This window comes from Allorhizobium ampelinum S4, from assembly GCF_000016285.1.
GTDB lineage: Bacteria > Pseudomonadota > Alphaproteobacteria > Rhizobiales > Rhizobiaceae > Allorhizobium > Allorhizobium ampelinum.
In genome coordinates this window covers 2,378,801-2,404,725 of record NC_011989.1, presented here as the reverse complement: position 1 = coordinate 2,404,725, position 25,925 = coordinate 2,378,801, and the positions used below count along the sequence as shown (strand labels likewise).

Here is a 25,925-nt window from a genome sequence, read left to right as displayed (position 1 = left end):
AAGGAACGGGTAACATGACCATCAATCTGAACAAGCCGGATATTACCGAACTCAAGCCGCGCATCACCGTGTTCGGCGTCGGCGGCGGCGGCGGCAATGCCGTCAATAACATGATCACCGCTGGTCTTCAGGGGGTGGATTTCGTTGTTGCCAACACCGATGCCCAGGCCCTGACCATGACCAAGGCAGAGCGGATCATCCAGCTCGGCGCCAATGTCACCGAGGGTCTCGGCGCCGGTTCGCAGCCGGAAGTCGGCCGCGCTGCTGCCGAAGAATGCATTGATGAGATCATCGATCACCTGAACGGCACCCATATGTGCTTTGTCACCGCTGGCATGGGCGGCGGCACCGGTACCGGTGCGGCTCCCGTCGTTGCCCAGGCTGCCCGCAATAAAGGCATCCTGACGGTCGGCGTCGTCACCAAGCCCTTCCATTTCGAAGGCGCGCGCCGCATGCGTCTGGCTGAAGCCGGTATCGATGCGCTGCAGAAGTCGGTTGATACGCTGATCGTTATCCCGAACCAGAACCTGTTCCGCATTGCCAACGATCGGACGACCTTTGCTGACGCTTTCGCGATGGCCGACCAGGTTCTCTATTCCGGTGTTGCCTGCATCACCGACCTGATGGTCAAGGAAGGCCTGATCAATCTCGACTTCGCCGACGTTCGCTCGGTGATGCGTGAGATGGGCCGCGCCATGATGGGTACCGGCGAGGCTTCCGGCCCAGGTCGTGCGCTTCAGGCTGCCGAAGCCGCCATTGCTAACCCGCTGCTCGACGAAACCTCGATGAAGGGCGCGCAGGGCCTGCTGATCTCTATCACTGGTGGTCGCGACCTGACGCTGTTCGAAGTCGACGAAGCCGCAACCCGTATCCGCGAAGAAGTCGATGCCGACGCCAACATCATCCTCGGCGCCACCTTCGATGAAGCGCTGGAAGGCCTGATCCGCGTGTCGGTCGTTGCCACCGGCATCGACCGCGCCGCCAATGCGCTGGAAGCACGCGGTGCTGAAATGCGCACGATCTCTGCCAAGCCAGCGATTCGTCCTTCCGCTGCCTTTACGCCTGCTCCTGCCGCTCCTGCGCCTCAGCCAGCACCTGTTGCAGCTGCTCCGGCACCAGCTCCGGTTGCCGCAGCTCCGTCGATCTTTGCAACGCGCCCACTTGATCCGGTCGCCGAGCAGATCCGCAATGCTGAAGCTGAAATGGAACGCGAACTGGAAATCGCTGTCGCCCGTCAGGCCGCCATGCATGCCCAGCCTGAGGTGCAGCAGCCTGCTGCCGCCCAGCCTGCTGACGATTTCCGTCCGCAGAGCAAGCTATTTTCCTCGTTTGCCGCTCCGGAACAGCCGGTTGCCCGTGCACCGCAACCAGCGCCTGCCATGCAGCCTGCTGCTGCGCCACAGCCAACCTTCCGCCAGGAGCCGGTTGCTCCTGTCATGCGCCAGGAACCTGCCGCGCCGGTCATGCGCCAGCCAGAACAGTCCCGCATGCCGAAGGTCGAGGATTTCTCACCGGTCGTGCAGGCCGAGCTTGATCACCGCAATCAGCCTGCCGCTCAGCAGGCGTCCGAGGATCGTGGACCGATGGGGCTGCTGCGCCGCATCACCAACTCGCTCGGCCGTCAGGAAGACAATGTTGCCTCCGATATGACCGCAGCAGCGCCAGCCGCCGCCTCCCAGCAGCGTCGCCCGCTGTCGCCGGAAGCCAGCCTTTATGCACCGCGTCGTGGCAATCTGGACGATCAGGGCCGTCAGGTGCCGCAGCAGCGTGCGGCCCATGATGACGACCAGCTGGAAATTCCGGCCTTCTTGCGCCGCCAGTCGAACTAAATTTTGCCTTAGGGAAAGTGGAGCCCGGTTTTCCCGAAAAGACAAACGATACAAAAATCCAGTGTCTGGCGGGTTCAATTTGAACCTGCCAGCCCCTGAGTCTCTCGCCAGAGATGCGTTTTGGAAACCCGGATCGAACGATCCGGGTTTCTGTTTTTATAATGGCTGTTTCAGATGCTGATTTCTTGTTGAGACAGTGCTGTTAATCCACAGTTTTCCAAGGTTTTTTCAAGGATTCGGTTTCGTAACAATCGGAAAGAAACATTGATTTGGATTGTTGCGTTTCCAAACGTATATCCCTGATAACGAAGAGTGCCAGGCAGACCGATGAGTGGTTGGGTGGCGCTTCAGAAGCGACGAGGCCCGGCGGTTACGCAAGGGCATGGACGGGCAAATGACTAGCCAGTCCAGCCTTCACGGCCTCGGATCGGATTTGAAGACTTGAAAGGTGAATGTGAATGGCAATCGGTTTGTTGAGCTTCCAGACGACTATCGCTCAACCGGTCACCCTGAAGGGGATCGGCGTGCATTCCGGTCAGCCTGTTACCATGAGCTTTCTGCCTGCCGAAGCCGGAACTGGCATCGTGTTCCACCGCCAGCATGCCAATGGTTCCGTTACCGAGCTGAAGGCTGTCGCCTCGCAGGTCGGTAATACCGATCTCAGCACCGTTCTGGGCTCTTCGCCAACCCATTGGGTCGCCACCGTCGAGCATGTGATGGCGGCCATTTATTCGCTGGGCCTCGACAATCTGGTGGTTGAGGTCGATGGACCGGAAACCCCCGTCATGGACGGTAGTTCCGCCGTCTATATCGATGCCATTGAGCAGGCTGGCATTGTCAGCCTCGGTGTCAAGCGCCGCTATATCAGAGTGATGAAGCCTGTTCGGGTCGACAATGGCGCGTCCTGGGCTGAGTTTCGCCCCTATGAAGGGACGCGCTTTGAAGTGGAAATCGATTTCGATTGCCCGCTGATTGGCCGCCAGTCCTGGCAGGGCGACCTGACACCGCAGAGCTTCAAGCAGGAATTGTCGCGCGCCCGTACCTTCGGTTTCATGCGCGATGTCGAGCGCCTGTGGGCCGCTGGCCTGGCGCTTGGGTCTTCGCTTGAAAATTCCGTGGTGATTTCCGATGACGACAAGGTCGTCAATATCGAAGGTCTTCGCTATCCCGACGAATTCGCCCGTCACAAGACGCTGGATGCCGTTGGCGATCTGGCTCTGGCCGGTGCGCAGTTCATCGGCTGCTACCGCTCCTATCGCGGCGGTCACAAGATGAATTCGCTGGCGTTGAAAGCGCTGCTGTCGGATGCTTCGGCCTATGAAGTGGTGGAAGCGCCCGGCGCACGCAGCGGCAAGGCAAGGGTCCGGGAATTCGTGGCAGTCAATGCACCGGGTTTCGCGCCCTGGACGGCTTGACGATTCGCTGCATCATGTCGCTCGGATTTGCGCTTGGCGAAGTGGTCCATAGAATCAGTTGAATTAAAGCGGCGCCGGTAGGCGCCGTTTTCGTGCGTTCGGTTTCGGGCATTTCACCTGATGCTACAGCATCGGAGCGAAAGTTAAGAACCGGTTTTCGGATAAATCCGATACGAAAGCAAAAAGCTTACGCATCGTGCTGATTCCGGGTTTCTGCTCGATGCTTATTGTCCAAAATAAAACAGCAGATTGTGGCGTTACGCCATAAAAATGCGTTAAAACATCACCATTGCGTTGCCCTATCGTTATCTTTATGGCTAAAACGCCTAGCGGAAGCGATGGCTTTCTAGAAGCACCGCTGCAATCGGGATCTGTCGTATGAGTGAAGTGAAGTCTTCCATGATCAACAAATCAGCGCGGATGCTTGCCGTTTGCCTGTCTATCGCCGGCGTTGCGCCGCTGCTCAGCGCCTGCAATACCGACAAGGATATCGACATTACCAAGCTCGGCGCTGAGACCGATCCGCCGGAGACGCTCTATAATCAGGGTCTGGCCAATATCAAGGCGGGCAATCTTGCTGAAGCGTCGCGTAAGTTCGACGCCGTCGACAAGCAGAACCCGTTCTCAGACTGGTCGCAGAAGGCGCTTGTCATGAGCACCTTCGTCAAATACCGCCAGGGCAAATATACCGAGGCCATCTCGACCGGCACGCGCTACATGACGCTGTATCCGTCGACCAAGGATTCGGCCTATGTGCAATATCTGATCGGCCTGTCCAACTGGCGCCAGATCCCCAACGTCACCCAGGACCAGAAATTCTCGTCCAGAACGCTTGAGGCGATGGACAAGGTGGTCAAGAACTATCCTACGTCTGAATATGTGTCCGACGCTCAGGAAAAGATGCGCTTTGCCCGCGACCAGCTGGCCGGTAAGGAAATGCAGATCGGCCGCTATTATCTGGAGCGCAAGGAATACCTGGCCTCGATCCAGCGGTTCCGCAATGTGGTTGAGCAATATCCGACCACCAACCAGATCGAGGAAGCGCTGGCGCGTCTCGTGGAAGCCTATTATGCCATGGGCGTGGTGCAGGAAGCGCAGACGGCCGCTGCCGTGCTCGGTCACAACTATCCTGACAGCAAATGGTACAAGGATAGTTTCGAACTGTTGAAAACCGGTGGTCTTGAGCCGCGGGAAGCCCAGGAGAGCTGGATTTCCAGAGCCGGCAAAAAGATTCTGGGCTCATCCTGATTTTCCAGACGGTTTAGCCGTCGCCTTCGGAGAGATGTGAACACTCATGCTCGTCCAGCTTTCGATCCGCGACATCGTCTTGATCGAGCGGCTCGACCTTGACTTTTCGGCCGGTCTGTCTGTGCTGACCGGCGAAACGGGGGCGGGGAAATCCATTTTGCTCGACAGTCTGTCGCTCGCCCTTGGCGGGCGCGGCGATGGCTCGCTTGTGCGTCATGGTGAAGACAAGGGCCAGGTGACGGCGGTGTTCGATGTCGCCATCAGCCATCCGGCCCGAATCATGCTGCGCGAAAACGGCATCGATGACGATGGCGACCTGATTTTCCGTCGGGTGCAATCCGCCGATGGCCGCACCCGTGCCTATGTCAACGACCAGCCGATCAGTGTGCAGCTGATGCGCCAGGCCGGGCAATATCTGGTCGAAATCCATGGACAGCATGATGACCGGGCGCTGGTGGATACCGCTGCCCACCGCCTGCTGCTGGACGCCTTTGCGGGGCTGACCGAAGAAGCGCAGGCGCTGGGCGACAGCTATCGCCGCTGGCGTGAGGCCGAGCGGGCCTTCAAGATCCACAAGGCCAAGGTTGAGGCTGCGGCCCGTGAGGCCGACTATCTGCGTGCCTCGGTCGAGGAGTTGGAAGGCCTCAGCCCCCAGGATGGCGAGGAAGAGGATCTGGCCGAGCGCCGCTCCCGGATGCAGAAATCCGAGCGAATCGCGGGCGATATCGCCGAGGCCAGTGAATTCCTGAATGGAAATGCTTCGCCCGTGCCAATGATCGCCTCGCTGATGCGCCGCCTGGAGCGCAAGAGCGGCGAAGCCCCGGGCCTGCTGGAGGACACGGTCAGCCTGCTGGGAACGGCACTGGACACATTATCGAGCGCCCAGATGGAGGTCGAATCGGCGCTGCGTCGCACGGAGTTTGATCCACGCGAGCTGGAGCGGGTTGAGGAACGGCTGTTTGCGCTGCGCGCAGCAGGCCGTAAATATTCCGTGGCTGTTGCCGATCTTCCGGCCCTTGCCGAAAAGATGATCACCGATCTGGCCGATCTCGATGCCGGTGAGGAAAAGCTCGGCGCGTTGGAAAAGGCTGTGGCCGAGACCAAGGCTGTCTATTTCGCCAGTGCGCAATCCCTGTCGCAGAAGCGCCAGAACGCAGCCTCTTCGCTGGCCGACGCAGTGATGGAAGAATTACCGGCCCTGAAACTGGAGCGCGCCCGTTTTATGGTCGAGGTGACGGCGGATGCTGATAATGCCACCGCCGACGGCATCGATCTGGTCGAATTCCACGTGCAGACCAATCCAGGCACACGGCCCGGCCCGATCATGAAAGTCGCCTCAGGTGGCGAGCTATCGCGGTTTTTGCTGGCGTTGAAAGTGGCGCTGGCCGATCGCGGCTCCGCCCCAACCCTTGTGTTCGACGAAATCGACACCGGTGTCGGCGGCGCTGTCGCCGATGCCATTGGCCAGCGGCTGAAACGGCTGTCGGAGCGTGTCCAGGTCCTGTCGGTGACCCATGCCCCACAGGTGGCCGCCCGCGCCGCCACGCATCTGCTGATCTCCAAGGGACCGGCCAGCGGCAACGCAGAAAAGATCGCCACCCAAGTGGCGATGATCGGCCCCGACCACCGCCGCGAGGAAATCGCCCGGATGCTGGCAGGCGCTTCGGTGACGGATGAGGCAAGAGCGGCGGCGGCCAAGCTTCTGGCCGGGGACCATTGACGCGGCCGGATGACCGATGGATCTTGTGATCCTGTCGTTAGGCCGAGGTGTAGGGGAGGAACAAATCCTCACGTCAGACGTTTGCGCCAATCTTCGTTTTGCCGCATGCTGCGCGTCCGCGCGGCTTTATTCTCTTCATACTGGTAAGTGATGCTCGACCTTATTTCCCATTATTGGCCGCATCTTCTTGCCGCGATTTCCACTGTGATGGGTACGGTGGCTGCCGTGCATGCGGCGATGACCAAGCGTGATGTACGTTCGGCACTGTCCTGGGTCGGGGTTATCATCCTGTCGCCGATTATCGGTACGCTGATCTATGCGCTGGCGGGGATCAATCGTGTGCGCCGCGCCTCCTATATGGCGCGCCGGGCATTGCGCCGTAGCCAGATGGACGGCATTCTCGCCCATTATGCCGTGCCGGAAGGCGAGGTGAAGGCAAAATTCGGCGGGCGCCTGGAGGCGCTGCGGCATCTGGGGGAGCGTGTCACCCGCCATCCGCTGACATCCGGCAATCGCCTGACACCGCTTGCCAGCGGCGATGAGGCCTATGATGCGATGTGCGTGGCGATCGATGCGGCGCAGCATAGCATCCTGCTGGAAACCTATATTTTCGACAGGGACAGCGTGGGCCTGCGCATTGCCGATTGCCTGATTGCGGCGCGCAAGCGGGGCGTCGAGGTGCGGGTGCTGATCGATGCGGTGGGCGCGCGCTACAGCGTGCCGAGCATTGTCGGCTATCTCGCCGATGGCGGCATCACGGTCGCGTCCTTCAATGGCAAGGTCATTGTCGGCTTGAGGCTGCCCTATGCCAATCTGCGCACCCATCGCAAGATTCTGGTGGTGGATGGCGCGGTCGGCTTTTTCGGCGGCATGAATATCCGCGAGGCCTTTGTGGGTCCGAATGCGGCCCGCGACACACATTTTCACGTGACCGGGCCTGTGGTGGCCGAACTGTTTTCGGTGGCTGCCGACGACTGGCATTTCGAGACCGACGAGGCCCTGAACGGCGAAGCCTGGCAATTGCATCTTGCTGCCGGTGAGGCCGGCGAGACGCCTTACGCCCGTGCCGTGGTGTCCGGGCCGGATGCGCATCTTGAAAGCAATCACCGGGTGCTCACAGGGGCGTTTTCCGTCGCCGAGCGCTCCATCCGTATCCTGTCGCCTTATTTTTTGCCGGACAATATTTTCCTGTCGGCGCTGGCGACGGCGGCCCGGCGCGGGGTGGCGGTGGAAATCATTGTACCCTCGAAAAACAATCTGGCTGTCGTCAGCCATGCGATGACCGCGCAATTCGAGCAGATCATTCGGGATGGCGGCCGGATCTTTCGCTCAACCGGGCCGTTCGATCATTCGAAACTGCTGGTCATCGATGATAAATGGGCCTTTGTCGGTTCATCCAATCTCGACGCCCGGTCGCTCAGGCTGAATTTCGAAATCGACCTGGAAGTCTATGATGATGATTTCGCCGCCTTCGTGGCGCGACGCATGGATGAAAGCCGGGAAGGGGCCGAGGAAGTGACGCTGGAAAGCTTGCATGCCCGCCCGTTCCTGTTGAAACTGATGCAAAGAGTGCTTTGGCTGGGCTCTCTGGCTTTGTAATGCGGGTGGACATTGGCGTTCTGCCTCCTATTTTTTGAGTGAGCATGAAAAAGCAAACCCATACTCTGCGCGCGCAAATGCTGACCTCGCTGCGCAATCGCCGCAGCCGTCCTGCCTCGCCCATCAACGGGGAGCGACCAGCCGGCTCGCCTGGGCTTCTGGTCGCCTCCTATAATGTCCATAAATGTGTGGGCGTCGATGGCCGGTTCGATCCGGAACGGGTGCTGCATGTGATCCGCGAGATTGGCCCTGATGTGATCGCCCTTCAGGAAGCCGATCAGCGGTTCGGCGACCGCACCGGGCTGCTTGATCTCGCCCGCTTGCAGGGCGAGGCTGGCCTGACCCGTGTGCCAGTGGCGGGCCTGCCGAAAAGCCATGGCTGGCGTGGCAATGTGCTGCTGTTTCGCGAAGGCGTGGTGCGCAATGTCCATCCTTTCGTGTTGCCGGGGCTGGAGCCACGCGGCGCGGTGGTGGCGGAAATCGATCTCGATGGCGGGCGTGAACTCAGGATCATTGCTGCCCATCTCGGCCTGTTGCGCTGGGCGCGGCGTCAGCAGGCGGATTTCATCCTGAAGCTGATGCGCGAGCGGGCCGATTGCCCGACCGTGCTGATGGGGGATTTCAACGAGTGGCGTGTCGGGCCGGGCTCGGCGCTCACCCGTTTTGAGCCGCTGTTCGGCCCGCTGCCACCGCCTGTTCCCAGCTTTCCGGCCCGGCTGCCGGTTCTCGCACTGGACCGGATTATGACCAACCGCCCCGGCCTGATTGCTGACATGCAGGTGCATGACAGTCCGCTGGCGCGGCTTGCCTCCGACCATCTGCCGCTGAAAGCGTGGATCGATCTGGACAAGACGGTAGAAGCTGTCGGATGAGAGTTTTTAATCCGGAAATTTTCATTTAAGACCGGACAAAGACTATAGTCAGGAGACAGTCATGGCGGATGCATTGATCCCGGTCGAAGACCTCAGCGAAGAGCAGGCCGGGCAGGAACTCATCCGGTTGGCCGCCGCCATTGCCCATCATGATGCGCTTTACCATGGCAAGGACCAGCCGGAAATTTCCGATGCTGATTATGATGCGTTGAAGCGGCGCAACGATGCCATCGAGGCGCGGTTTCCGACTTTGGTGCGCAGCGATAGTCCGTCGCAGCGGGTGGGTGCGGCACCTGCCGGGATTTTCTCGCAGATCACCCATGCAAGGCCGATGCTGTCGCTGGACAACACGTTTTCCGATGAGGACGTGGCGGATTTCGTGGCCTCGGTCTATCGCTTTTTAGGCGTGATGCCGGACAATTCCATCGCCTTTACCGCCGAACCGAAGATCGATGGCCTGTCGATGTCGATCCGCTATGAGCACCGCAAACTCAAGACGGCAGCGACGCGCGGTGATGGCACGACGGGCGAAAACGTCACGGCCAATATCCTGACCATCAAGGAAATCCCGACCGAGCTTCCCGCTGATGCCCCCGACGTGGTGGAGGTGCGTGGCGAGGTCTATATGGCGAAAAGCGATTTTCTGGCGCTAAACGCCCAGATGGAGGCCGAGGGCCGCCAAACATATGTCAACCCGCGCAATACGGCTGCCGGGTCGCTGCGCCAGCTCGATGCAAAAGTCACCGCCAGCCGCAAGCTGAAATTCTTCGCTTACGCTTGGGGCGAGATGAGCACCATGCCTGCCGAGACGCAATCCGGCATGGTCGAGGCCTTTAAGCGCTGGGGCTTCCCGGTCAATCCGTTGACCCGGCGTCTGACGTCGGTTGAGGAGATCATCGCCCATTACCGTGAGATCGGCCTTCAGAGAGCCGATCTGGATTACGACATCGATGGGGTGGTCTATAAGGTTGATCGGCTGGATTTGCAGGCCCGGCTCGGCTTTCGGTCCCGCTCGCCACGCTGGGCGACAGCCCATAAATTTCCAGCGGAACAGGCCTTTACCACAGTGGAGGCCATCGACATCCAGGTGGGCCGCACCGGCGCGCTGACGCCGGTGGCGCGGCTGGAGCCGATTACCGTCGGTGGCGTGGTTGTGACCAATGCGACCCTGCACAATGCCGATTATATCGAGGGTATCGGCAACGGCGGCGAGCGTATTCGCCCGGAAGGCCATGACATTCGCATCGGCGATACCGTGATCGTCCAGCGAGCCGGTGACGTCATTCCGCAGGTGCTGGATGTGGTTCTGGAAAAGCGGCCTGAGACCTCAGTGAAATACGAATTTCCGAAAACCTGCCCGGTTTGCGGTAGCCATGCGGTGCGCGAGAAAAACGAGAAGACCGGCAAGCTGGATTCTGTGACCCGCTGCACGGGCGGTTTCGTCTGCTCGGCGCAGGCCAAGGAGCACATCAAGCACTTCGTCTCCCGCAATGCCTTCGACATTGAAGGGCTGGGTACCAAGCAGGTGGATTTCTTCTTCGAGAGTGAAGACCCAGCGTTGATGATCCGCACTGCGCCGGATATTTTCACCCTCAAACAGCGGCAGGAAGCTTCGTCACTGACCCGCCTTGAAAATATTGACGGTTTTGGCCGGGTCAGCGTCCGCAAACTGTTCGATGCCATCGATGCGCGCCGCGAGATTGCCCTCAACCGCTTTATCTTCGCGCTTGGCATCCGTCATGTCGGCGAAACCACCGCCAAGCTGCTGGCCCGCTCCTATGGCTCCTACGCGGCGTTTGCTGACGCCATGCAAGAGGCCGCCCCAAAATTTGGTGAGGCCTGGAACGAGTTGAACAGCATTGATGGCATCGGCGAAGTGGTCGCGGCCTCCATGGTTGAATTCTTCAAGGAACCTCGCAATCTTGAAGTTGTCTCCCGCTTGTTGAAGGAAGTGACTCCACTGGATGCAGAAGCCGTTACGGCAAGCGATAGCCCGGTGGCCGGGAAAACCGTGGTGTTCACCGGCTCACTGGAGCGCTTTACCCGTGATGAGGCGAAGGCCAGGGCCGAAAGCCTCGGTGCCAAGGTGGCCGGATCGGTCTCGAAAAAGACCGATTACCTGGTCGCCGGACCGGGCGCTGGTTCCAAGCTGGACAAGGCCCGTGAGGTGGGCGTGACTGTCATGACCGAGGACGAGTGGCTGGCGCTGATCGGCTGGTGACGCTGACCCTCCCGGCTTGCTGGGATAGGGTATTTACCCTGTTGCAACAGGCCCCAAAATTGCTCCACCGGGCCTGTTGCAATGTCCTTTGTCCGGGTGCATGTCTCTCAATGCACACAGAAAATCTGTGCCAGGGTTGCTTCCGCCGAGGGGTATCGGGACGGGGCGTCTTGAGGTTTTGATCTTATCATGCCGGCTTGTAACGCCGCCCGACGGTTTTACGAAGGCATGTTTATTGTGGGGACATTATGCGTTTATTGACAGGTTTGGTGTTTGGCGTGGCTGCTATGGCTATGGCCTCGACGGTTTCTGCTGCTTCCGGCAGCCATCGTTTTCTGTTCGTCAACAAAACCCAGTCGGCGATTGTCCGATTGACCTTCCGTTCTCTGGACGGCAAGGGCGGTAAGGTGGAGGTCTTGAACGGCCACAGCCTTGGCAAGGGCCAGAGCCGGGTTGTCTCTGTCCCTAACGATGGCACCTGCAAATATGGTGTGCTGGGCGAGATGGAGCAGGATTCTGGCTATTATGACTTGATGACCAAGGCCGATCTTTGCAGACTTGGTAAGTTTGTTTTCGGAGCCAAGTAAGCTGAAAGGAAGTCTATCATCCCTGATGGTATCCAGATCTGGATGCAAAGCCGATTCCTGCTCTGCCAGTATACAAAGTCTGTCAGGTTCAAATGAAACCTGACAGACTCTCGTTTTTTGTTTTCGTTTGTCTTTTCGGGAAAACCGGGTTCCACTTTTCCTAAGGCAAACTCTAGGAAGGCCGGGGCCTGACAAATCTCTGTTCCAGCACTTCGCTTCCCCACTGATTGCCAGTGCGTTCCTCGACGCAAGCAAAACCGTGGCTTTCGTAAAGATGTCGCGCCGCCGTCAGGCCGCTGAACGTCCAAAGATGCGTTTCTTCAAAGCCTTTCTCATCCGCAAAGGCGAGGGCGGCGGAGAGCAATTGACGCCCGACGCCTCCACCGCGCATGCCGTCATCGATGATGAACCATCGCAGATGGGCTGTCTTGGCTCCCAGGTCCTCGCCATCGATTGCGATGGAGCCGACGATTTCACCCGCTCGCATGGCAAGCCAGATGGAATTTTTCGAGTTTCCCAGACGAGTGCAAAAGTCGGCGAGGCCAGTTGCGACAACGCATTCGAAATGGAGTCCGAAGCCTGCCAATCGTGCATAGTAGAGCGCATGCATCTGCGTGATGCGGGCAATGAGACCCGGTCTGTAGCCTTGGGCAATTTCAATTTCGGGTGCGGTCGCGTCGCCCCGATTGGCAAGAGCCTGAACATACAGGCGAAGCCCATCAAGAACCATGAGATTTTCGTGGGGTCTCAATCGGTTCAATGCATTTGAAACCTGATGGCGCGCAAACGCATGAATGGTTTCGGTTCGCTTCTGCCCATTCTCGCTCAAGCGCAACCGCTTGATCCGGGAATCGTCCTTATCCACCTCTTCCAACAGATCGCCCGATGAAATAAGCCTGCGGAGCATCCGGCTGACGCTTGACTTCTCAAGGCGAAGACGATGGCCGAGGTCGCGGGCGGTGATATCAGGACACGCATCAATCTCTATCAAGGCATGCACCGCCGAGGGCGGAAGATCCGTTCCAGCAAAATCTCCTCCCATAAAGCCGAGTTCACGAACCAGCTGGCGTGATGAGGCGCGAATAGCTTCGACTTGTGAATGGTCTTGCATCATACCAGTTCCATATTGGTTGCATGATGCAACTTTATTGGCATGTGCTATTTGCCGCAAGCGTTTTTGTTTTGGAGGCAAGGTTGCCGGAACAAGGAACCGTTGTTTGAAAGGCCGCCGGGAACACAGGTCCCGGCGGCGATCGGTTCATTGGAAGCAGGCGCAGTCGCTGTATTTGGCCGGGTCCATGGTCCGGGCGATGGCGTTGACCGCGCAATAGGCTGACGTGACGGAGCCTTCCTGCCAGCCGGGCAGGTAGCTCCAGGTATCGCCCGCGCAGAAGAAGCGGCCGTTCTTCTCGAAGGTGGTGATCTGCTGATAGGCTTTTTCGTCTGTCGTCGCCGTATCAGAAGCCCAGCCGCCGACCTGGTGTGGCATATATTGCCAGGCAATGGAGACGCCGCGATAGACTTGGTCGGTCTTTCCCGGATGCAGCAGGCCAAGCCCCTGGCGGGCGGTTTCGACGCGCTGGGTATTGTTCAGCTTTGCGTAGTCTACCGCCAGCGGTCCACGGTTATAGGCACCGGTCAGCACGCCGGTATGGGCGGTGAAATCCTCGGAAGGGTACCAGATCTGGCCGATAATATCCGTTGTCCAGGAAATACCGCCATAGATTTCACTGTCCGTTTCCCAGAAACGATCCTTGCCCTGCCAACCAACCTTGATGGCGGGCGTCCAGAGATTGGGGGTCTTATCATTCCAGTTTCCGGTCTTGGAAAAGGCTTCGAGGCCCTTGCGGAAGTCGGGCGGGACCGGGTAATCGCCAATGATGGTGTTGAGCAGGGAAGGCGCCATGGTGGAAATGCAAAAATCGAACTGGGCCTGTTCGGCTTTCCGGCCAGCCGTTTCATAGGTCACGACCACTTTTTCCCCAGCGGAGGCGATCTTCGACGCTTTGGTCTTGAGCTGCACCAGATGGCCGAGTTTGGGGTGCCGAGGTTTGCTGCCCTTTTTCCATAGGGCCGTGGTCGGAACATCCTGAAGCAGCAATTGTTGCCAGATCCGGTCCATGCCGCCAACCGGCTGCATCAAGGTTGGCTGCCAATCCGTGTTGAAACTGTTGAACAGGAAGGAGCCGGGCGTCAATTCCGGATTGGCCGTGGGATCGCCAACGAAGCCCGAATCGAGGATCTTTTCGAGCCCGATGGCATCCCGCGTCTTTGGCGCATCGCGCCAGCCGCCGGGCAGATGGCTGAAGCCGAGCCGGGTCGTTGTCTGGATCTCGCCGGTGCCTGTCAGGTCCCCGAAAACACGGTAGAGATCCTTGAGCTTCTCGCGGGTCACGGCATTGGTATCGCCCTGCAAAAGCACGCCTTCTTTCGTCACCTTGTACATCATCGCCGCCATTTCACTATAGAGGCTGAATGTGGCCTGGGCGAAGGATACCGGCGCGCCGTTGTTGAACTCTTTGCTCTGCATCAGGTTGGACATCGACTGGAAGAAGTAAGGCTCCAGCGACACGCCGATTTCCTGGCAAAGGGCGATGAGATTGACATGGTTTGAAGGAATGCGGCCCGGCCCGGCATTCAGGTAAAGCTCGACTGGCTTGCCAGCATATTTCTTCGCGGCCCAGGCGTCGTCCATGAACTGGCAAATTTGCAGGTCAGGTGCCGGGCTGTCCGCTGTCTCCTGATAGCGGTCCACATACATCTCGGAAAATTCCTGCGTGCCAGGATAATTCTTGAACCACCAGCTCTTGTAGTGCTCGTTTGTCGGGCGCACCGTGAGGCTGCGACCGCCATAGCGGTTGTCGGCCTCAAAGATCTGAACGGAAAAGCCGCTGCGTGCCAGCGTCAGGGCGGCTGTCAGCCCGGCAACACCCGCGCCCAGGATGGCCACGCTTTTGCCTTTGCCAAACCCTGTTGGCAGGTTGGGTTTGCTGGTTCGGTAGGCCGCCTGGGCGCTGCCAAATCCGGTGACGAGAGACGGAGCCGCAAAAGAACCGGCCAGGGCTGTCATGCCGCGCAGCAGCGTGCGGCGGGAAATCGAGTAAGACATCGCAATCCTGTCATTGAAGAGAGGGTGGCGAGCGGCCGGGAACGTCATGATCAAGGTCGGCTCGATCGGAAAAAGAGCCCCTTCCTTCATAGAAAGGAGAATGAGATTTTCTGTGAAATTTCGAGGGTTCTCCTGCGCTCTGCGTCAAGCAGGCAGCACAAATTTGCAACCTTCGGGCGCAATCATGAAGTTTCTAAAATTCCCCGTCAACTCTTGATGGACGCAAAGGATAAACTATTTTTGGTTGTAATATCTGATCTCGCACTTGGGTGCGGTTCTCGAAAAAAAAAGCCTTCAACGCAGCAGCCCGGAAATCAGGTGTGATTTCCGGGCTGCTGATCTATCAAAATGGCGGGTAATAATCAGCCTTTCGGCTTGAAGCTTTTCTTGGCACCGCCAGCCGGGCCTTCGAACTTGCCCTTTGGCTTTCCTGCATAAGCGGGCTTCTCGCCCTTGCCTGCATAAGCGGGCTTATCGCTCTTGCCCGCCCAATCGGCCTTGGGCTTGTCCCAGCTGCGGCTGTCGCCAGCGGCATTGGATTTTTTCTTGAAGGAAGACGCAGGCTTCGGATTGCCCCAAACATCGTCATCGGCCTTGGCCAGGTCGTCCTTGTAGGGGCGGCGCTCGGTGGCTTCGGCCTTGGCGGCATAGGGCTTCTTGTCGCCTTGGGCAGCGCGGGGCTTGCGTTCGGCAAAGTCGCTATCGTCGCGTGGCGGACGGGCTGCGCGCTCCTTTGGCGGCGCGTTGAAGTCGGGCATGCCAGGCAATTGCTTGACGATAATGCCGCGTTCCAGCGTCTTGTTGGGGCCAAGAGCCGTCAGGAACTGCTCGAGATTGGCCTGGGCGATCTCCACGAAGGTCTCTTCCGGCTGCATCTTGATCGCGCCGATTTCGTTCTTGGTGATATTGCCGTTGCGGCACAGCATCGGAATCAGCCAACGCGGCTCCGCGCTCTGGCGGCGGCCAACGGACAGCGAGAACCAGACGCTGGGGCCAAACTCGCTGCGCGGACGCGACGGGGTGTTGGGCTCATAGGTGTCATTCTCGCGGCGGGGACGTTCCGCCTGGATCTTGACCTCCATCAGGTCTTCCGGGGCAGACCGGGTGCTGCGATAGGCGCGCAGATAGGCAGCCGTGATCTTGTCTGCGCCATGCGCCTCGAGCAACCGGGCGATGGTGGCGGCTTCTTCCTCGCTGATGGCCTCGCTGAACACCGGATCGGCCAGCAGGCGCTCATCGTCGCGGGCAATCACTTCATCGGCGGAAGGCGGCTTGACCCAGGCGGCCTGGACATTGGCACCGCCCAGAATACGTTCGGCCTTGCGGCGCTGACTCATCGGTACAATCAGTGCCGAAACGCCCTTGTTGCCGGCGCGGCCTGTGCGGCCAGAGCGGTGCAACAGGGTTTCGGAATTGGTCGGCAGGTCGGCATGGATAACCAGTTCCAGGCCGGGGAGATCAATGCCGCGGGCTGCAACGTCTGTCGCGACGCATACACGGGCGCGGCCATCGCGCATGGCTTGCAGCGCATGGGTGCGCTCGCTCTGCGAAAGTTCGCCTGACAGGGCCACGACGGAAAAGCCGCGATTGTGCAGGCGGGCGGTCAGATGGTTGACATTGGCGCGGGTGGAACAGAACACGATGGCGTTGCGGGCTTCATAAAAGCGCAGCGCGTTGATGATCGCGTTTTCCTTGTCGGCAGGCACGGTCAGCATGGCGCGATATTCGATATCGATATGCTGCTTCTGTTCGGAAACCGTCTCGATCCGCTTAGCATCGCGCTGATAGCTGCGGGCCAGATCGGCGATGGAGCGCGGCACGGTGGCCGAGAACATCAGGGTGCGGCGCTCGTCCGGCGATTCTTTCAGGATGAATTCCAGATCCTCGCGGAAGCCGAGATCCAGCATTTCGTCAGCCTCGTCCATCACCACGGCGCGCAGGCCGGAGAGGTCGAGCGCCCGGCGGGTAATGTGGTCGCGCAAACGACCAGGTGTGCCGACGATGATATGGGCGCCCCGCTCCAGCGCCCGACGCTCGTTGCGGATGTCCATGCCGCCGACGCAGGTGGCAAAAATCGCTCCAGTGTTTTCATAGAGCCATTCCAGCTCGCGCTGCACCTGCAAGGCCAGCTCGCGGGTTGGCGCAATGCACAGCGCCAAAGGCTTGACGGCCCGACCGAAACGGTTTTCGCTACCCAGCAGGGTCGGAGCCAGCGCCAGGCCGAAAGCCACTGTCTTGCCGGAGCCTGTCTGGGCCGAAACCAGCGCATCCCTACCTTCGAGATCGGTATCGATCATCGCTTGCTGAACGGGGGTGAGGGTGGCGTAGCCACGTTTGCGCAAGGCCTCGGCAATCGCCGGGACGATGCCGTCATAATCGGTCATGGGGGTCATCTCTCGAAATGTCTGTCTTCAGGTCGCGCCAAAAAGCACGACGCCCGCCGATTGCGGGCATGTTTGGGCTGTTCCTACCCTCCAAACCACGGAAAGTACAGGGGGACGGTGGAAAAAGGGGTGAAATGGTGAAGAGGGGTGGGCGCGGCCCCCCGTCACCTGCTCGTTTAAACCCGCACTCGCGCCATGGCATAGGCATCGACAAAGGCGCCAGCCCGGAAGGCAAAGGCGCGGTGCGTGCCTTCACGGATGAAGCCGAGGCGTTCGTAAAGGGCAATGGCGGCGGCATTGTCGGTAAAGACCGTCAGCTCTAGGCGACGAATGTTAAGCCAGTCCTCGGCAATCGCCACCAGCTCGCTCACCAGCGCCCGGCCAATGCCGCGCCCCTGATAGGCATCGTGAACGCCGATGCCGAGACTGGCCGTGTGGCTGCGGCGACCGATGCCCTGCATGAAACCGGCATTGCCAACCACGATATCATCCATCACGGCGACCAGCGATACACCGTTCGCCTGGCGGTTTTCGATATATTTGCGGACATCCTGTTCCGCCGGATAGGGCAGGCGCAGCGTACCGGCGCGGACGCCAGGCAGGCTTTGCAGGGCGGCAATGTCGGCGGCATCATCAGGGGATTGAGCGCGAATAAGCAGCCCATCCGGCCATCTTGCGTTTGCTGCCACAGGGACGTGTGTGGCCAGAGGGGCATTTGCAGTAAGAGGGGCGTTTGCTGCAACGGGCGAGGCGGGTGGTGCGAGAGAGGAATTGTCCGGCACGGCTGGTCTCCAAGTGATGCGAGGGAGCAGCGGTGCTTTCAAAACCCTGCTCTACTCGGCAGGGTTTGTGGGATGATCGCTTTTACATCATGACGATGTGACGACGGCCCCACGTTCCCTGCGGAACGGTGGTGAGGACGGTCATCAGATGGGTCGAGCGATTTGCGATCATGTGATGAATTGTCCCGCACGACATGACGCATGTCAAGACATCCGGAGGTATCGATACGAAAAGGCGTTTTTCTCTTCGATCTACAATTTAAACTGCACATTTATTAGCAATATTTAAACAACTATCCTCGAAAACTAACGGGTATATTAGCGTTCGTATTCGCTCAATCATCTCGATTGCACAGACGGCAAATGTCCTCGCTTGGCTATTGATGGAGTAAGACAGCATGGCACGATTGAGCCTTTCCCGCAGCCTTGCGCTTTTCGGAGCCAGCCTATTTCTCGGGCTTTTACTGTCCAGTGGCATTATGTTTTATGCCTTGGTGACACTGAAGGTGAATGGGCCGGTCTATGAGCGGATTGTGTATGCCAAGGACATGATCGCCGATATCCTGCCGCCGCCGCTTTTCGTCATCGAGGCCTATGTGGCGGCAGTGGATGCAGGCGCCGCGCCGCAAAGGCTTCAGGCCAATGCCGAGGAGCTGGCGCGGCTGCGGGTAAGCTTTGACACGCGTATTGCGTTCTGGCACGGCGTGACGCTGCCGAAGGCACTGGACACTCTGCTGCGCAATGAGGTGGAACCCGCAAGCGCCATCTTTTGGCGGGAAGTGGAAACAGTTCTGCTTCCGGCCTTGAAAGCGGATCGCGCTGCCGATGCCGGGCAAAGTCTGGTGAAGCTGCGTACGCTGTTTCTGGCGCAAAAGGCCGCGGTAGAAAAGCTGGTGCAGGCCTCCAATGAAGATTTGCAGACCGTGGAACACGATGCAGCGTCGAAATCCATGACCTGGCAGGTGCTTGCCGGCACGGCGACGGCGGTTTCCATCCTCGTTCTCTGCGTCGGCCTCTATGCTTTCCGCCGCTCCGCCATCGGGCCGATGCAGGACTTCCAGCGGTTCATGACAGTGCTTGCGGAGGGGAATTTCGATCTGACCGTGCCGTTCCTGAACCGGCATGACGAAGTCGGAAAAATGGCGAGAGCCGGTGCCGTGCTGCGCGAAGCCGCCATCGAGCGGCGGCGGATGCGCGAAGCCGAACGTATGCGCGCCGAAGCCGACTTGCAGCAAGGGACGGAGCGATTGGCAGAGCAGGCTGTGCAGGCTAAGGCGCTCAAGCACGTCGTTGACGATCTCGGCGCGGCGTTGGAGCGGCTGGCGCAATTCGATTTGCGTATGACGCTCGATCATCCTTTTGCCGATGATTTCGAACCGCTCCGGGTCAATCTCAACAAGTCTCTCGGACTGTTCCAGTCGACCGTTGCGGATATCCTGGGCAAGGTGGAACATGTAAAAGCCAACTCCGCTGATCTCTACAACCAGGTGACCTCGATTGCCGAGAGAACGGAAAGCCAGTCTGTGGCCCTGAAGCAAGCCGCTTCGGCGATCAGCCAGATCAGCGGCAATGTTGATGTCAATTCGTCGCGGAGTGCCGAAACGAAGGGCCAGACGATTGAGGTGCGTGGTGCCGTGGAGCGTTCGGCCACCGTGGTGCAGCAGGCGGTGGCGGCTATGTCTCGAATCGAGGATGCCTCAGGCAAGATTGCCTCAATCACCGGCGTTATCGATGAAATTGCCTTCCAGACCAATTTGCTGGCCTTGAATGCCGGCGTGGAGGCAGCCCGGGCCGGAGAAGCGGGCAAGGGCTTTGCCGTCGTGGCGCAAGAGGTCCGCGATCTGGCGCAGCGCTCTGCCAATGCCGCCAAGGAAATTGACGCCTTGATATCGACTTCCAGCGCGGAGGTTACGCAGGGTGTCGAACTGGTCCGGCGAACCGGGCAATCCTTAAGCGAAATCCAGAACCGGATCACGGGGATCGCCGTCGGCATTGAGGCGATAGCCGACAGCTCCGCATCACAATCCGCCAGCCTCAAGGACATGACCGACATGGTCCGGCAAATGGACCAGATGACCCATGAAAATGCAGATCTGGCCAATGCCTGTAGCGGCACAGCTCACACGATGAGCGACAGTGCCGAAGGGTTGAAAAAGCTCGTCGACCGCTTTCTTCTGGCTGACAGGCAAGGCGGGGTCACGACGGGGCGGCGTGATCGGGCGGCTTGATGGGCGCTCAGCTCGCTCGGTTGTCCTGTCCTTGTCTCTTGCGTGTCAGCCCGGATCAGGAGCCGGGCACGGCGCGTCTTGTCACATGTCGCAGCCAGTCCTGAATCAAGGCCAGATCCCGTTCCTGCGGGTCCCAGCCATGGCCGCAGGGCAAAAGATGATAGGAGGTCGGCGCCCCGGCTGCCACGAGTTGCGACGCGAGGACCGCGCCGTCCTGAGGGGTGCGACGGCTGTCGGTTTCGCCTGATATGACCAGCACCGGACAGGTCACGGACCGAGGAAAGGGGAAAGCCGGAGCCGGTGATAAGCCCCGCAGCAGGATGGCGCCCTCGATCAAATCCGGAAAATCGCGAAGAACGGCTGCGGAGAGAATTGCACCGTTTGAATATCCGATCAGGATCGGCTTTCGCTCGGCGAATCGTTGCGTCAGGCTTTCGAGCAGCAAGCTGATTTCGCTGGCCGAGCGCGCCAGGTCGGCCAGATCCAGCGTCCTGTCCGGATTGCGCCGGAAAAATGCGTATTTGCCTTCCCAGATGATATTGCCGCGCACACAGATGATGGGCGAGCCGGGGCCGATGCGTGCCGGAATGTCTCCCCAGCATGTTTCATCTTGGCCGCTGCCATGCAGCATGACGATTGGGCTGCCGGTTTCATCCGGTTGGGCTATTTCGCAGTGGAATCCGGAGATTTTCGACATGCCCGTCCCTCCTCACATTGCTCGAATCGCTCCCGCACCATAAAGGGGATCGATGTCAACGCCATTGCAGCCCAAAATCATCGCAATCGATTTCGAGACCGCCAATGAAGAGCGAGGCAGCGCCTGTTCGGTCGGGCTGGCCTTTGTCGAGAACGGGCAGGTGGTGCGGGTGGAGGAGCGGTTGATCCGGCCAAAAACCATGCGGTTTTCATCCTTCAACATCGCCATTCACGGGATTCGGCCTGATCATGTCGAGGATGCGGGCGAGTTTCCCGAGGTGATGGACGAATTCGCCGATGATTTCTCGGGCGCGATGGTGGTGGCGCATAATGCCGCCTTCGATCTGTCGGTGTGGCGGGCGAGTTGCGATCTCTATCGCCAGCCCTATCCAAGCCTGTCTTACGTGTGCAGTGTCAAGCTGGCGCAGAAGGTCTGGCCGCAATTGCCCTCCCATCGGCTGAATGTGCTGGCGGCACATCTGCAATTGTCCTTCCGGCATCACAATGCAGCCGAAGATGCGTCGGTTTGCGCGCAAGCGGTGATCGCGATGATGGAGCGCCGGGGCGCGCAGGACCTGGGCGAGCTTGCTGGCATGATGGGGATTTCCATCGGACGGCTGTTTCCGGGTGGGTATCAATCCTGCTCGGTGCGCAAGCCAGCGCGGGTTTCGGCTTGACGGTTTTTGGCATGGGGTGGCGGCGCATCTTGTAACGTGATGGCGAAAGCATATCTCTGCCTGAGTATTTCTCGGAGGCTGTTATGTTCAAATCACCTAAGCTGCTGCTGGCTGCCGCTTTTGCCGGACTTTTTGGTACGCCTGCCATGGCTGATGTGGTCGGCAAGGTCGGTGTCGACTGGGTGGGCAACGATATCGTGGTTGAGGCGGTGGCAGATCCGCAGGTGAAAGGCATCACCTGCCATGTCACCTATTTCGACCGTTCACTGATCGATCGGCTGCATAAGGGCAATTGGTTCGAGGACCCATCCAACAATTCCATCGCCTGCCGCCAGACCGGGCCGATCGAGATCGGCGATATCAATCTGTCGAAAGGCGGCGAGGAAGTGTTTCGCCAGGGCCGGTCGCTGATCTGGAAGACGCTGGTCGTCAACCGGATCTATGACAAGGACAATGACACGCTGGTCTATCTCGTCCACTCCCGGCAGGTGGTGGACGGGTCCGCAAAAATGGCGATTTCGACCGTGCCGCTGTTCAATCAGAGCGTAACTTGGAAGAATGGCAAGCCCTGATTGTAGGGCTTGCTTTGATGAACGCCAAAGCAAATACCAAAAAAGGTCAGGATTCGTAGCGGATGAGCCGCGAATTCGGGCGTGTCGCGGCTTTATTGGTGCGCCCTTATGGTGCAGATTAATCCCCAGCGGGGCGCTGGGGAGTTGCAGCGTCATGGGTTTGTTGTAACGCTTTTGTCTGCGGATCGTCTGTTCCTTAAGCCGTTACCGGCTTGAGAGCGTTTCCGATAACGTGACGGTTGTTACGAAGCTCGTGATCTACCGCTTGTCTGCCAAGGCCGTTGATCCTTCTCCTGGGATTACCAGTCTGGGGATGTTGAAAGTCGCCTCCATGCCACCGGGGTGGACTTCTATATTCGAGAGTGTGTCCAGTTCAGATTGAACCGGACACACTCTCGATTGTTTTGTTCTCGGTTCTCTCTCTCGAAAATCAAGCCCGCTTTTCTTAAGTTGAGCTCCGAGTTGTCTGTTCCATCTGCGCAGACAGGTTTGCCAGTCGGTGCGGCATCTCGTGAAGTGACAACCTTGTTTGACCTACTTGACGTAAACGATCTTGCCGCCATTGGCGGCGGTTTGCACCCAAATGACGTTTTTCACCAAAATGCCCCGAACCTTCATGGCCTCGCGCAACACGGGGCTGCCATTGACTTCGGCCTGTGATGTCTCGATCATTTGGCGTGAGGGATAACGGACAAGAAGCGGCAGGTCATTGCCGTGGCCGGGCGGATGCTGATAGATACGCTCCACCGACACGCCGTCATTATAGCGCTTGCCGAACAGGATATCGGGGAGGGTAAGCTCTCCCGCCATTGCCGGCACTGTAAAGCCTATCGCCAGGCTTGCTGCGATTAGAAGTGCCGAAATCTGTTTTTTCTTCATCATTATTCTCCTTACAGGCATGTCGCGCAAAAGTGTGCAGCGGTTTTGCGGCAACGGCATGCCCAAACAACCCATGTCGCGCAAAACTCCAAGGCCGTTTTGCGGCGGAACCCCGCGTTTCATGACTGCGACCAGTGTGCAGATCTCTTAAGACATATAGAGAGCCGATAGCGGCAATTTCAGCCCTGTCACCATCATAATTTTAAACGCACGAAACCACCGGTTCGGTGCCATCACGTCCGAACCGGCGGTTTCTTGTTTTTTCGACTTTTCAACCGAGCTTACGCTCGACCGACCAGACACCTTGCCGATCAGGCGGCGTTGGCCAACTCGTCGGCGATAACCGTGTCGAGGTTGAGGAAGCAGACCATGGATTTTTCCAGCGCCACGATGCCGCGGCAGAAGGCACGCTGCATTTCCGGGATGATTTCCGGAGCGGGCTGCAAGTCTTCACCGCGAATGGTCATCATGTCGGAGACCTGTTCGACCAACAGGCCAACCAGCTTGCCGGCGATGTCGGTGACGATGATGGCCGAGCGCTCGGACGGTTCGGTCATGCTCATGCCCAGCCGGCAGGCCATGTCGATGACCGGGATGACGGCGCCGCGCAGGTTGATAAGGCCCAGTACGTATGGGGGGGTATGCGGCATCGGGGTGACCGGTGCCCAACCGCGAATTTCACGGATCGCCATGATGTCGATACAGAATTCCTGATCGCCAAGATGGAAGGAAACGATTTCAAGATAGGCGCCGGACTGCTTGATGGCATTGGACATGGTTTAGAACTCTTCCCAGTGGTCGGTTGATGGGGCGGCTGCCGTTGCACGGGCTGGCGTGGAGCCGCTGCCTTTGGTGAAAGCCCCCGCAACCTTGCTCATGAGCTGCTTTGCGGGAGACTGCGTCGGTGCTGAGGTCGGTCTTGCCGGCTCAGGTCTGCTTGATGTCGGTCGCGCCTGGTGTGATCCTGGCCGCGTCTCGCCCGCGCCGCCGATCTTGAATTGCCCAACGAGCTGTCCAAGATTGTCTGCATCGCTGGCAAGCGTATGACTTGCCGCATTGGTTTCTTCGACCATGGCGGCATTTTGCTGCGTGACCTGGTCCATCTGTCCGACGGCGGAATTGATTTCACTCAGGCCAACTGATTGTTCGCGCGCCGAGGTTACAATCGACTTAACGTGATCGTTAATTCGGAGCACATCTTCGCCTATTTTATGCAAAGCCTCGCCGGTGGCGGTCACAAGCTCGACCCCGGTGCGCACTTCGTCGCTTGATTTGGTGACCAGATCCTTGATGGTGCGGGCGGCTTCCGCAGCGCGTCCGGCCAAGGCGCGCACTTCCTGGGCAACCACGGCAAAGCCTTTGCCGGCATCCCCGGCGCGGGCGGCTTCGACGCCGGCATTCAACGCCAGAAGATTGGTCTGGAAGGCGATCTCGTCAACGACGTTGATGATCTTGCCGATTTCGCCGGTGGCGCTTTCAATCCGCTCCATGGCCGCCATGGCATCGGAGACGACGGCACCGGACTGTTCGGCATAGGTCTTGGCATTATCGACCATGTGGCTGGCATCTTCGGCGCGCTGCGTGCTGGTGCGGACCGTTTCGGTAATCTCAGCCAGTGCCGCCGATGTTTCTTCCAGCGATGCGGCCTGCTGTTCGGTGCGGCGCGCCAGATCGTCGGCGGCGGAGCGCATCTGATTGGCATTGGCCTGGATGGAACTGGAATTGATGGAGATCTCGCCCATGACATTGCGCAGATGGGTGGTGACAAGGTTGAAATCCGTGCGCAGGCGTTCGACTTCCTGCGGGAAAGCTTCATCGACCACTGCCTGCAAATCGCCCTCGGCCAGTCGGTTCAGGCCCTTGCCCAAGGCATCGACGGCGGCTTTCATCCGGTCGCGCTCGGCAGCCGCTGCGGCCTCGCTCTCGCGCATCTCGGTTTCGCGGCTCTTTCGGCTGTCTTCAGCCTCGGCTTCCAGCGTGCGTTTGTCGATGACGGCTTGACGGAAAATATCAGCTGATCGGGCAATGTCACCGATTTCATCGCCGCGCGCCAGACCGAGGATCTCGCTGTCGTAATTGCCGTCGATAATATTCTTGAGGCTGGTGCGGACATTGCGGATGCCGTTGACGACCGAACGGGCATGGATGATCTGCAATCCGAGAACCAGGAAAAATGCAATCAAACCGATGGTGATCTGCATGGTGATGGCGCTTCTGGACGCCTCAGTCGCGGCAGCCACGCGGCTTTCCACCAGTTTGCCTGCGGCGGAGGAAAGATTGGCCAGCGTGTCGCTCAGCTTGCCGCCGGCGCCATCGATGACATCGTCAATCCGGGCATAATCCTCTTCCGGAGCCTGGGTTTCCACCAGTTTCTTCAATTCTACCGTGACTTCCTGGCGGAGCTTCTGCACATCGCTGTCATAGCTTGCTATATTTGCGGACTGTCCGACATCTGCGGCGACCTGCTTGACGGTGGCAGACCCATTGGCAAGCGCCACGCCAGCCTTGTCGAAAATGCTCTGGCGGTCCGGCTGGACTTTGCCTTCCTCGCGGTCAATGATCGTATCCATTGCGGCAAGGGTGATCTCACCATTGGCAAGCCGCAATTCGTTGACGATCTCGAGCTTGTTCTTGAGTTCTATCGCCCGGTTCAACGAGTGATCCAGTTGGCTGCTCTTGTAATAGCCGACGGCCAGCATGGCCGCGATGGCGCAGATGGCAGCGCCGCCCAAGGTCATCAGACGCTGGCCGACGGAAAGGCCTCGGCCGGAAATTGCGTTGCTCATGAATATCCCCGCATGGCTCAGTTGACGTGACCGGGTCGGTCCTATGGAACATGCTGTGCGGAGTTTAGAAGGACTGCGCTCTCCCCAAGGAAGGGCTGCTGTCATTGCTGAAACCGCCGCATCTTTCACGTCCAGCCTTTTGCCGGTCAGCGATCTTTGCAGCAATCCTCCAAGGACATCATGTCCTGACGGCGTAAGGCCGACATGCAGGTTGACTGTCTCTCAAGACTATTAAGCTTGTACTAATACTATTCCCGATTGATGATTTAATTCTATCCAGCACCACGCAACCCCTGTGGTTTGGTCATATGCATAAGCCCG

General features: G+C 59.0%; 19 protein-coding genes. 11 read left to right on the top strand and 8 right to left on the bottom strand.

What is annotated here, in order from left to right; genetic code table 11:
- The first annotated feature begins 14 nt into the window (after nt 1–14).
- From ftsZ to AVI_RS11340, 8 genes are all read left to right on the top strand, one after another.
- Nucleotides 15–1,829, top strand: a complete 1,815-nt coding sequence (gene ftsZ / locus AVI_RS11375; protein ID WP_041696794.1) for a cell division protein FtsZ — start codon at nt 15–17, stop codon at nt 1,827–1,829.
- A 458-nt stretch (nt 1,830–2,287) separates the two neighbouring features.
- Nucleotides 2,288–3,244 (top strand): UDP-3-O-acyl-N-acetylglucosamine deacetylase, encoded by a 957-nt coding sequence (lpxC, locus tag AVI_RS11370; protein ID WP_041696793.1) that lies wholly within the window; start codon nt 2,288–2,290, stop codon nt 3,242–3,244.
- A 378-nt stretch (nt 3,245–3,622) separates the two neighbouring features.
- Nucleotides 3,623–4,492, top strand: coding sequence for an outer membrane protein assembly factor BamD (locus tag AVI_RS11365; RefSeq protein ID WP_015916496.1), 870 nt, complete (start codon nt 3,623–3,625; stop codon nt 4,490–4,492).
- Nucleotides 4,493–4,538: 46 nt separating this feature from the next.
- Nucleotides 4,539–6,212, top strand: a complete 1,674-nt coding sequence (gene recN, locus AVI_RS11360; protein WP_015916495.1) for a DNA repair protein RecN — start codon at nt 4,539–4,541, stop codon at nt 6,210–6,212.
- A gap of 150 nt (nt 6,213–6,362) precedes the next feature.
- Nucleotides 6,363–7,811 carry a phospholipase D-like domain-containing protein gene (locus AVI_RS11355; protein ID WP_015916494.1) on the top strand — a complete coding sequence of 483 codons (1,449 nt, stop codon included), beginning with the start codon at nt 6,363–6,365 and terminating at the stop codon, nt 7,809–7,811.
- 44 nt (nt 7,812–7,855) lie between these two features.
- A complete protein-coding gene (locus tag AVI_RS11350; protein ID WP_041696790.1) occupies nt 7,856–8,683 on the top strand; it encodes an endonuclease/exonuclease/phosphatase family protein in 828 nt (275 codons plus the stop codon).
- 61 nt (nt 8,684–8,744) lie between these two features.
- The gene (gene ligA / locus AVI_RS11345; protein WP_015916492.1) at nt 8,745–10,904 is read left to right on the top strand and encodes an NAD-dependent DNA ligase LigA; all 2,160 of its coding nucleotides are present in this window, start codon (nt 8,745–8,747) and stop codon (nt 10,902–10,904) included.
- Between the two features lie 248 nt (nt 10,905–11,152).
- Entirely contained in the window at nt 11,153–11,491 is a 339-nt protein-coding gene (locus AVI_RS11340; RefSeq protein WP_015916491.1) for a hypothetical protein, read from the top strand.
- A 172-nt stretch (nt 11,492–11,663) separates the two neighbouring features.
- Here the strand turns inward: AVI_RS11340 and AVI_RS11335 are convergent, their stop codons facing one another.
- From AVI_RS11335 to AVI_RS11320, 4 genes are all read right to left on the bottom strand, one after another.
- Complete coding sequence (locus AVI_RS11335) at nt 11,664–12,605, bottom strand: bifunctional helix-turn-helix transcriptional regulator/GNAT family N-acetyltransferase (protein ID WP_015916490.1); 942 nt, start codon at nt 12,603–12,605, stop codon at nt 11,664–11,666.
- Between the two features lie 144 nt (nt 12,606–12,749).
- Nucleotides 12,750–14,600 (bottom strand): flavin monoamine oxidase family protein, encoded by a 1,851-nt coding sequence (locus AVI_RS11330; RefSeq protein WP_041698087.1) that lies wholly within the window; start codon nt 14,598–14,600, stop codon nt 12,750–12,752.
- A gap of 362 nt (nt 14,601–14,962) precedes the next feature.
- Entirely contained in the window at nt 14,963–16,984 is a 2,022-nt protein-coding gene (locus AVI_RS11325) for a DEAD/DEAH box helicase (protein ID WP_015916488.1), read from the bottom strand.
- 176 nt (nt 16,985–17,160) lie between these two features.
- Nucleotides 17,161–17,643: a GNAT family N-acetyltransferase gene (locus tag AVI_RS11320; protein ID WP_015916487.1), complete on the bottom strand. Its 483-nt coding sequence runs from the start codon at nt 17,641–17,643 to the stop codon at nt 17,161–17,163.
- A 521-nt stretch (nt 17,644–18,164) separates the two neighbouring features.
- Here AVI_RS11320 and AVI_RS11315 point away from each other — a divergent pair.
- The gene (locus AVI_RS11315; RefSeq protein ID WP_015916486.1) at nt 18,165–19,994 is read left to right on the top strand and encodes a methyl-accepting chemotaxis protein; all 1,830 of its coding nucleotides are present in this window, start codon (nt 18,165–18,167) and stop codon (nt 19,992–19,994) included.
- Between the two features lie 55 nt (nt 19,995–20,049).
- Here AVI_RS11315 and AVI_RS11310 read toward each other — a convergent pair whose 3' ends face one another.
- Entirely contained in the window at nt 20,050–20,691 is a 642-nt protein-coding gene (locus AVI_RS11310) for an alpha/beta hydrolase (RefSeq protein WP_015916485.1), read from the bottom strand.
- A 52-nt stretch (nt 20,692–20,743) separates the two neighbouring features.
- Between AVI_RS11310 and AVI_RS11305 the strand changes: the two genes are divergently transcribed.
- Together AVI_RS11305 and AVI_RS11300 are read left to right on the top strand one after the other, a co-directional pair.
- Entirely contained in the window at nt 20,744–21,367 is a 624-nt protein-coding gene (locus AVI_RS11305) for a 3'-5' exonuclease (RefSeq protein ID WP_015916484.1), read from the top strand.
- A gap of 83 nt (nt 21,368–21,450) precedes the next feature.
- Nucleotides 21,451–21,939 (top strand): CreA family protein, encoded by a 489-nt coding sequence (locus AVI_RS11300; RefSeq protein WP_015916483.1) that lies wholly within the window; start codon nt 21,451–21,453, stop codon nt 21,937–21,939.
- A gap of 534 nt (nt 21,940–22,473) precedes the next feature.
- Here AVI_RS11300 and AVI_RS11295 read toward each other — a convergent pair.
- From AVI_RS11295 to AVI_RS11285, 3 genes are all read right to left on the bottom strand, one after another.
- Nucleotides 22,474–22,818, bottom strand: coding sequence for a hypothetical protein (locus AVI_RS11295; protein ID WP_015916482.1), 345 nt, complete (start codon nt 22,816–22,818; stop codon nt 22,474–22,476).
- Nucleotides 22,819–23,129: 311 nt separating this feature from the next.
- A complete protein-coding gene (locus tag AVI_RS11290) occupies nt 23,130–23,594 on the bottom strand; it encodes a chemotaxis protein CheW (RefSeq protein WP_015916481.1) in 465 nt (154 codons plus the stop codon).
- A gap of 3 nt (nt 23,595–23,597) precedes the next feature.
- Nucleotides 23,598–25,604 carry a methyl-accepting chemotaxis protein gene (locus AVI_RS11285; RefSeq protein WP_015916480.1) on the bottom strand — a complete coding sequence of 669 codons (2,007 nt, stop codon included), beginning with the start codon at nt 25,602–25,604 and terminating at the stop codon, nt 23,598–23,600.
- Nucleotides 25,605–25,925: the final 321 nt, after the last annotated feature.

Excerpts from the sequence above, each read along its gene's own strand:
- ftsZ (WP_041696794.1), top strand. The coding sequence starts at position 15 with ATGACCATCAATCTGAACAAGCCGGATATTACCGAACTCAAGCCGCGC.
- lpxC (WP_041696793.1), top strand. The coding sequence starts at position 2,288 with ATGGCAATCGGTTTGTTGAGCTTCCAGACGACTATCGCTCAACCGGTC.
- AVI_RS11365 (WP_015916496.1), top strand. The coding sequence starts at position 3,623 with ATGAGTGAAGTGAAGTCTTCCATGATCAACAAATCAGCGCGGATGCTT.
- recN (WP_015916495.1), top strand. The coding sequence starts at position 4,539 with ATGCTCGTCCAGCTTTCGATCCGCGACATCGTCTTGATCGAGCGGCTC.
- AVI_RS11355 (WP_015916494.1), top strand. The coding sequence starts at position 6,363 with ATGCTCGACCTTATTTCCCATTATTGGCCGCATCTTCTTGCCGCGATT.
- AVI_RS11350 (WP_041696790.1), top strand. The coding sequence starts at position 7,856 with ATGAAAAAGCAAACCCATACTCTGCGCGCGCAAATGCTGACCTCGCTG.
- ligA (WP_015916492.1), top strand. The coding sequence starts at position 8,745 with ATGGCGGATGCATTGATCCCGGTCGAAGACCTCAGCGAAGAGCAGGCC.
- AVI_RS11340 (WP_015916491.1), top strand. The coding sequence starts at position 11,153 with ATGCGTTTATTGACAGGTTTGGTGTTTGGCGTGGCTGCTATGGCTATG.
- AVI_RS11335 (WP_015916490.1), bottom strand. The coding sequence starts at position 12,605 with ATGATGCAAGACCATTCACAAGTCGAAGCTATTCGCGCCTCATCACGC.
- AVI_RS11330 (WP_041698087.1), bottom strand. The coding sequence starts at position 14,600 with ATGTCTTACTCGATTTCCCGCCGCACGCTGCTGCGCGGCATGACAGCC.
- AVI_RS11325 (WP_015916488.1), bottom strand. The coding sequence starts at position 16,984 with ATGACCGATTATGACGGCATCGTCCCGGCGATTGCCGAGGCCTTGCGC.
- AVI_RS11315 (WP_015916486.1), top strand. The coding sequence starts at position 18,165 with ATGGCACGATTGAGCCTTTCCCGCAGCCTTGCGCTTTTCGGAGCCAGC.
- AVI_RS11310 (WP_015916485.1), bottom strand. The coding sequence starts at position 20,691 with ATGTCGAAAATCTCCGGATTCCACTGCGAAATAGCCCAACCGGATGAA.
- AVI_RS11305 (WP_015916484.1), top strand. The coding sequence starts at position 20,744 with ATGTCAACGCCATTGCAGCCCAAAATCATCGCAATCGATTTCGAGACC.
- AVI_RS11300 (WP_015916483.1), top strand. The coding sequence starts at position 21,451 with ATGTTCAAATCACCTAAGCTGCTGCTGGCTGCCGCTTTTGCCGGACTT.
- AVI_RS11295 (WP_015916482.1), bottom strand. The coding sequence starts at position 22,818 with ATGAAGAAAAAACAGATTTCGGCACTTCTAATCGCAGCAAGCCTGGCG.
- AVI_RS11290 (WP_015916481.1), bottom strand. The coding sequence starts at position 23,594 with ATGTCCAATGCCATCAAGCAGTCCGGCGCCTATCTTGAAATCGTTTCC.
- AVI_RS11285 (WP_015916480.1), bottom strand. The coding sequence starts at position 25,604 with ATGAGCAACGCAATTTCCGGCCGAGGCCTTTCCGTCGGCCAGCGTCTG.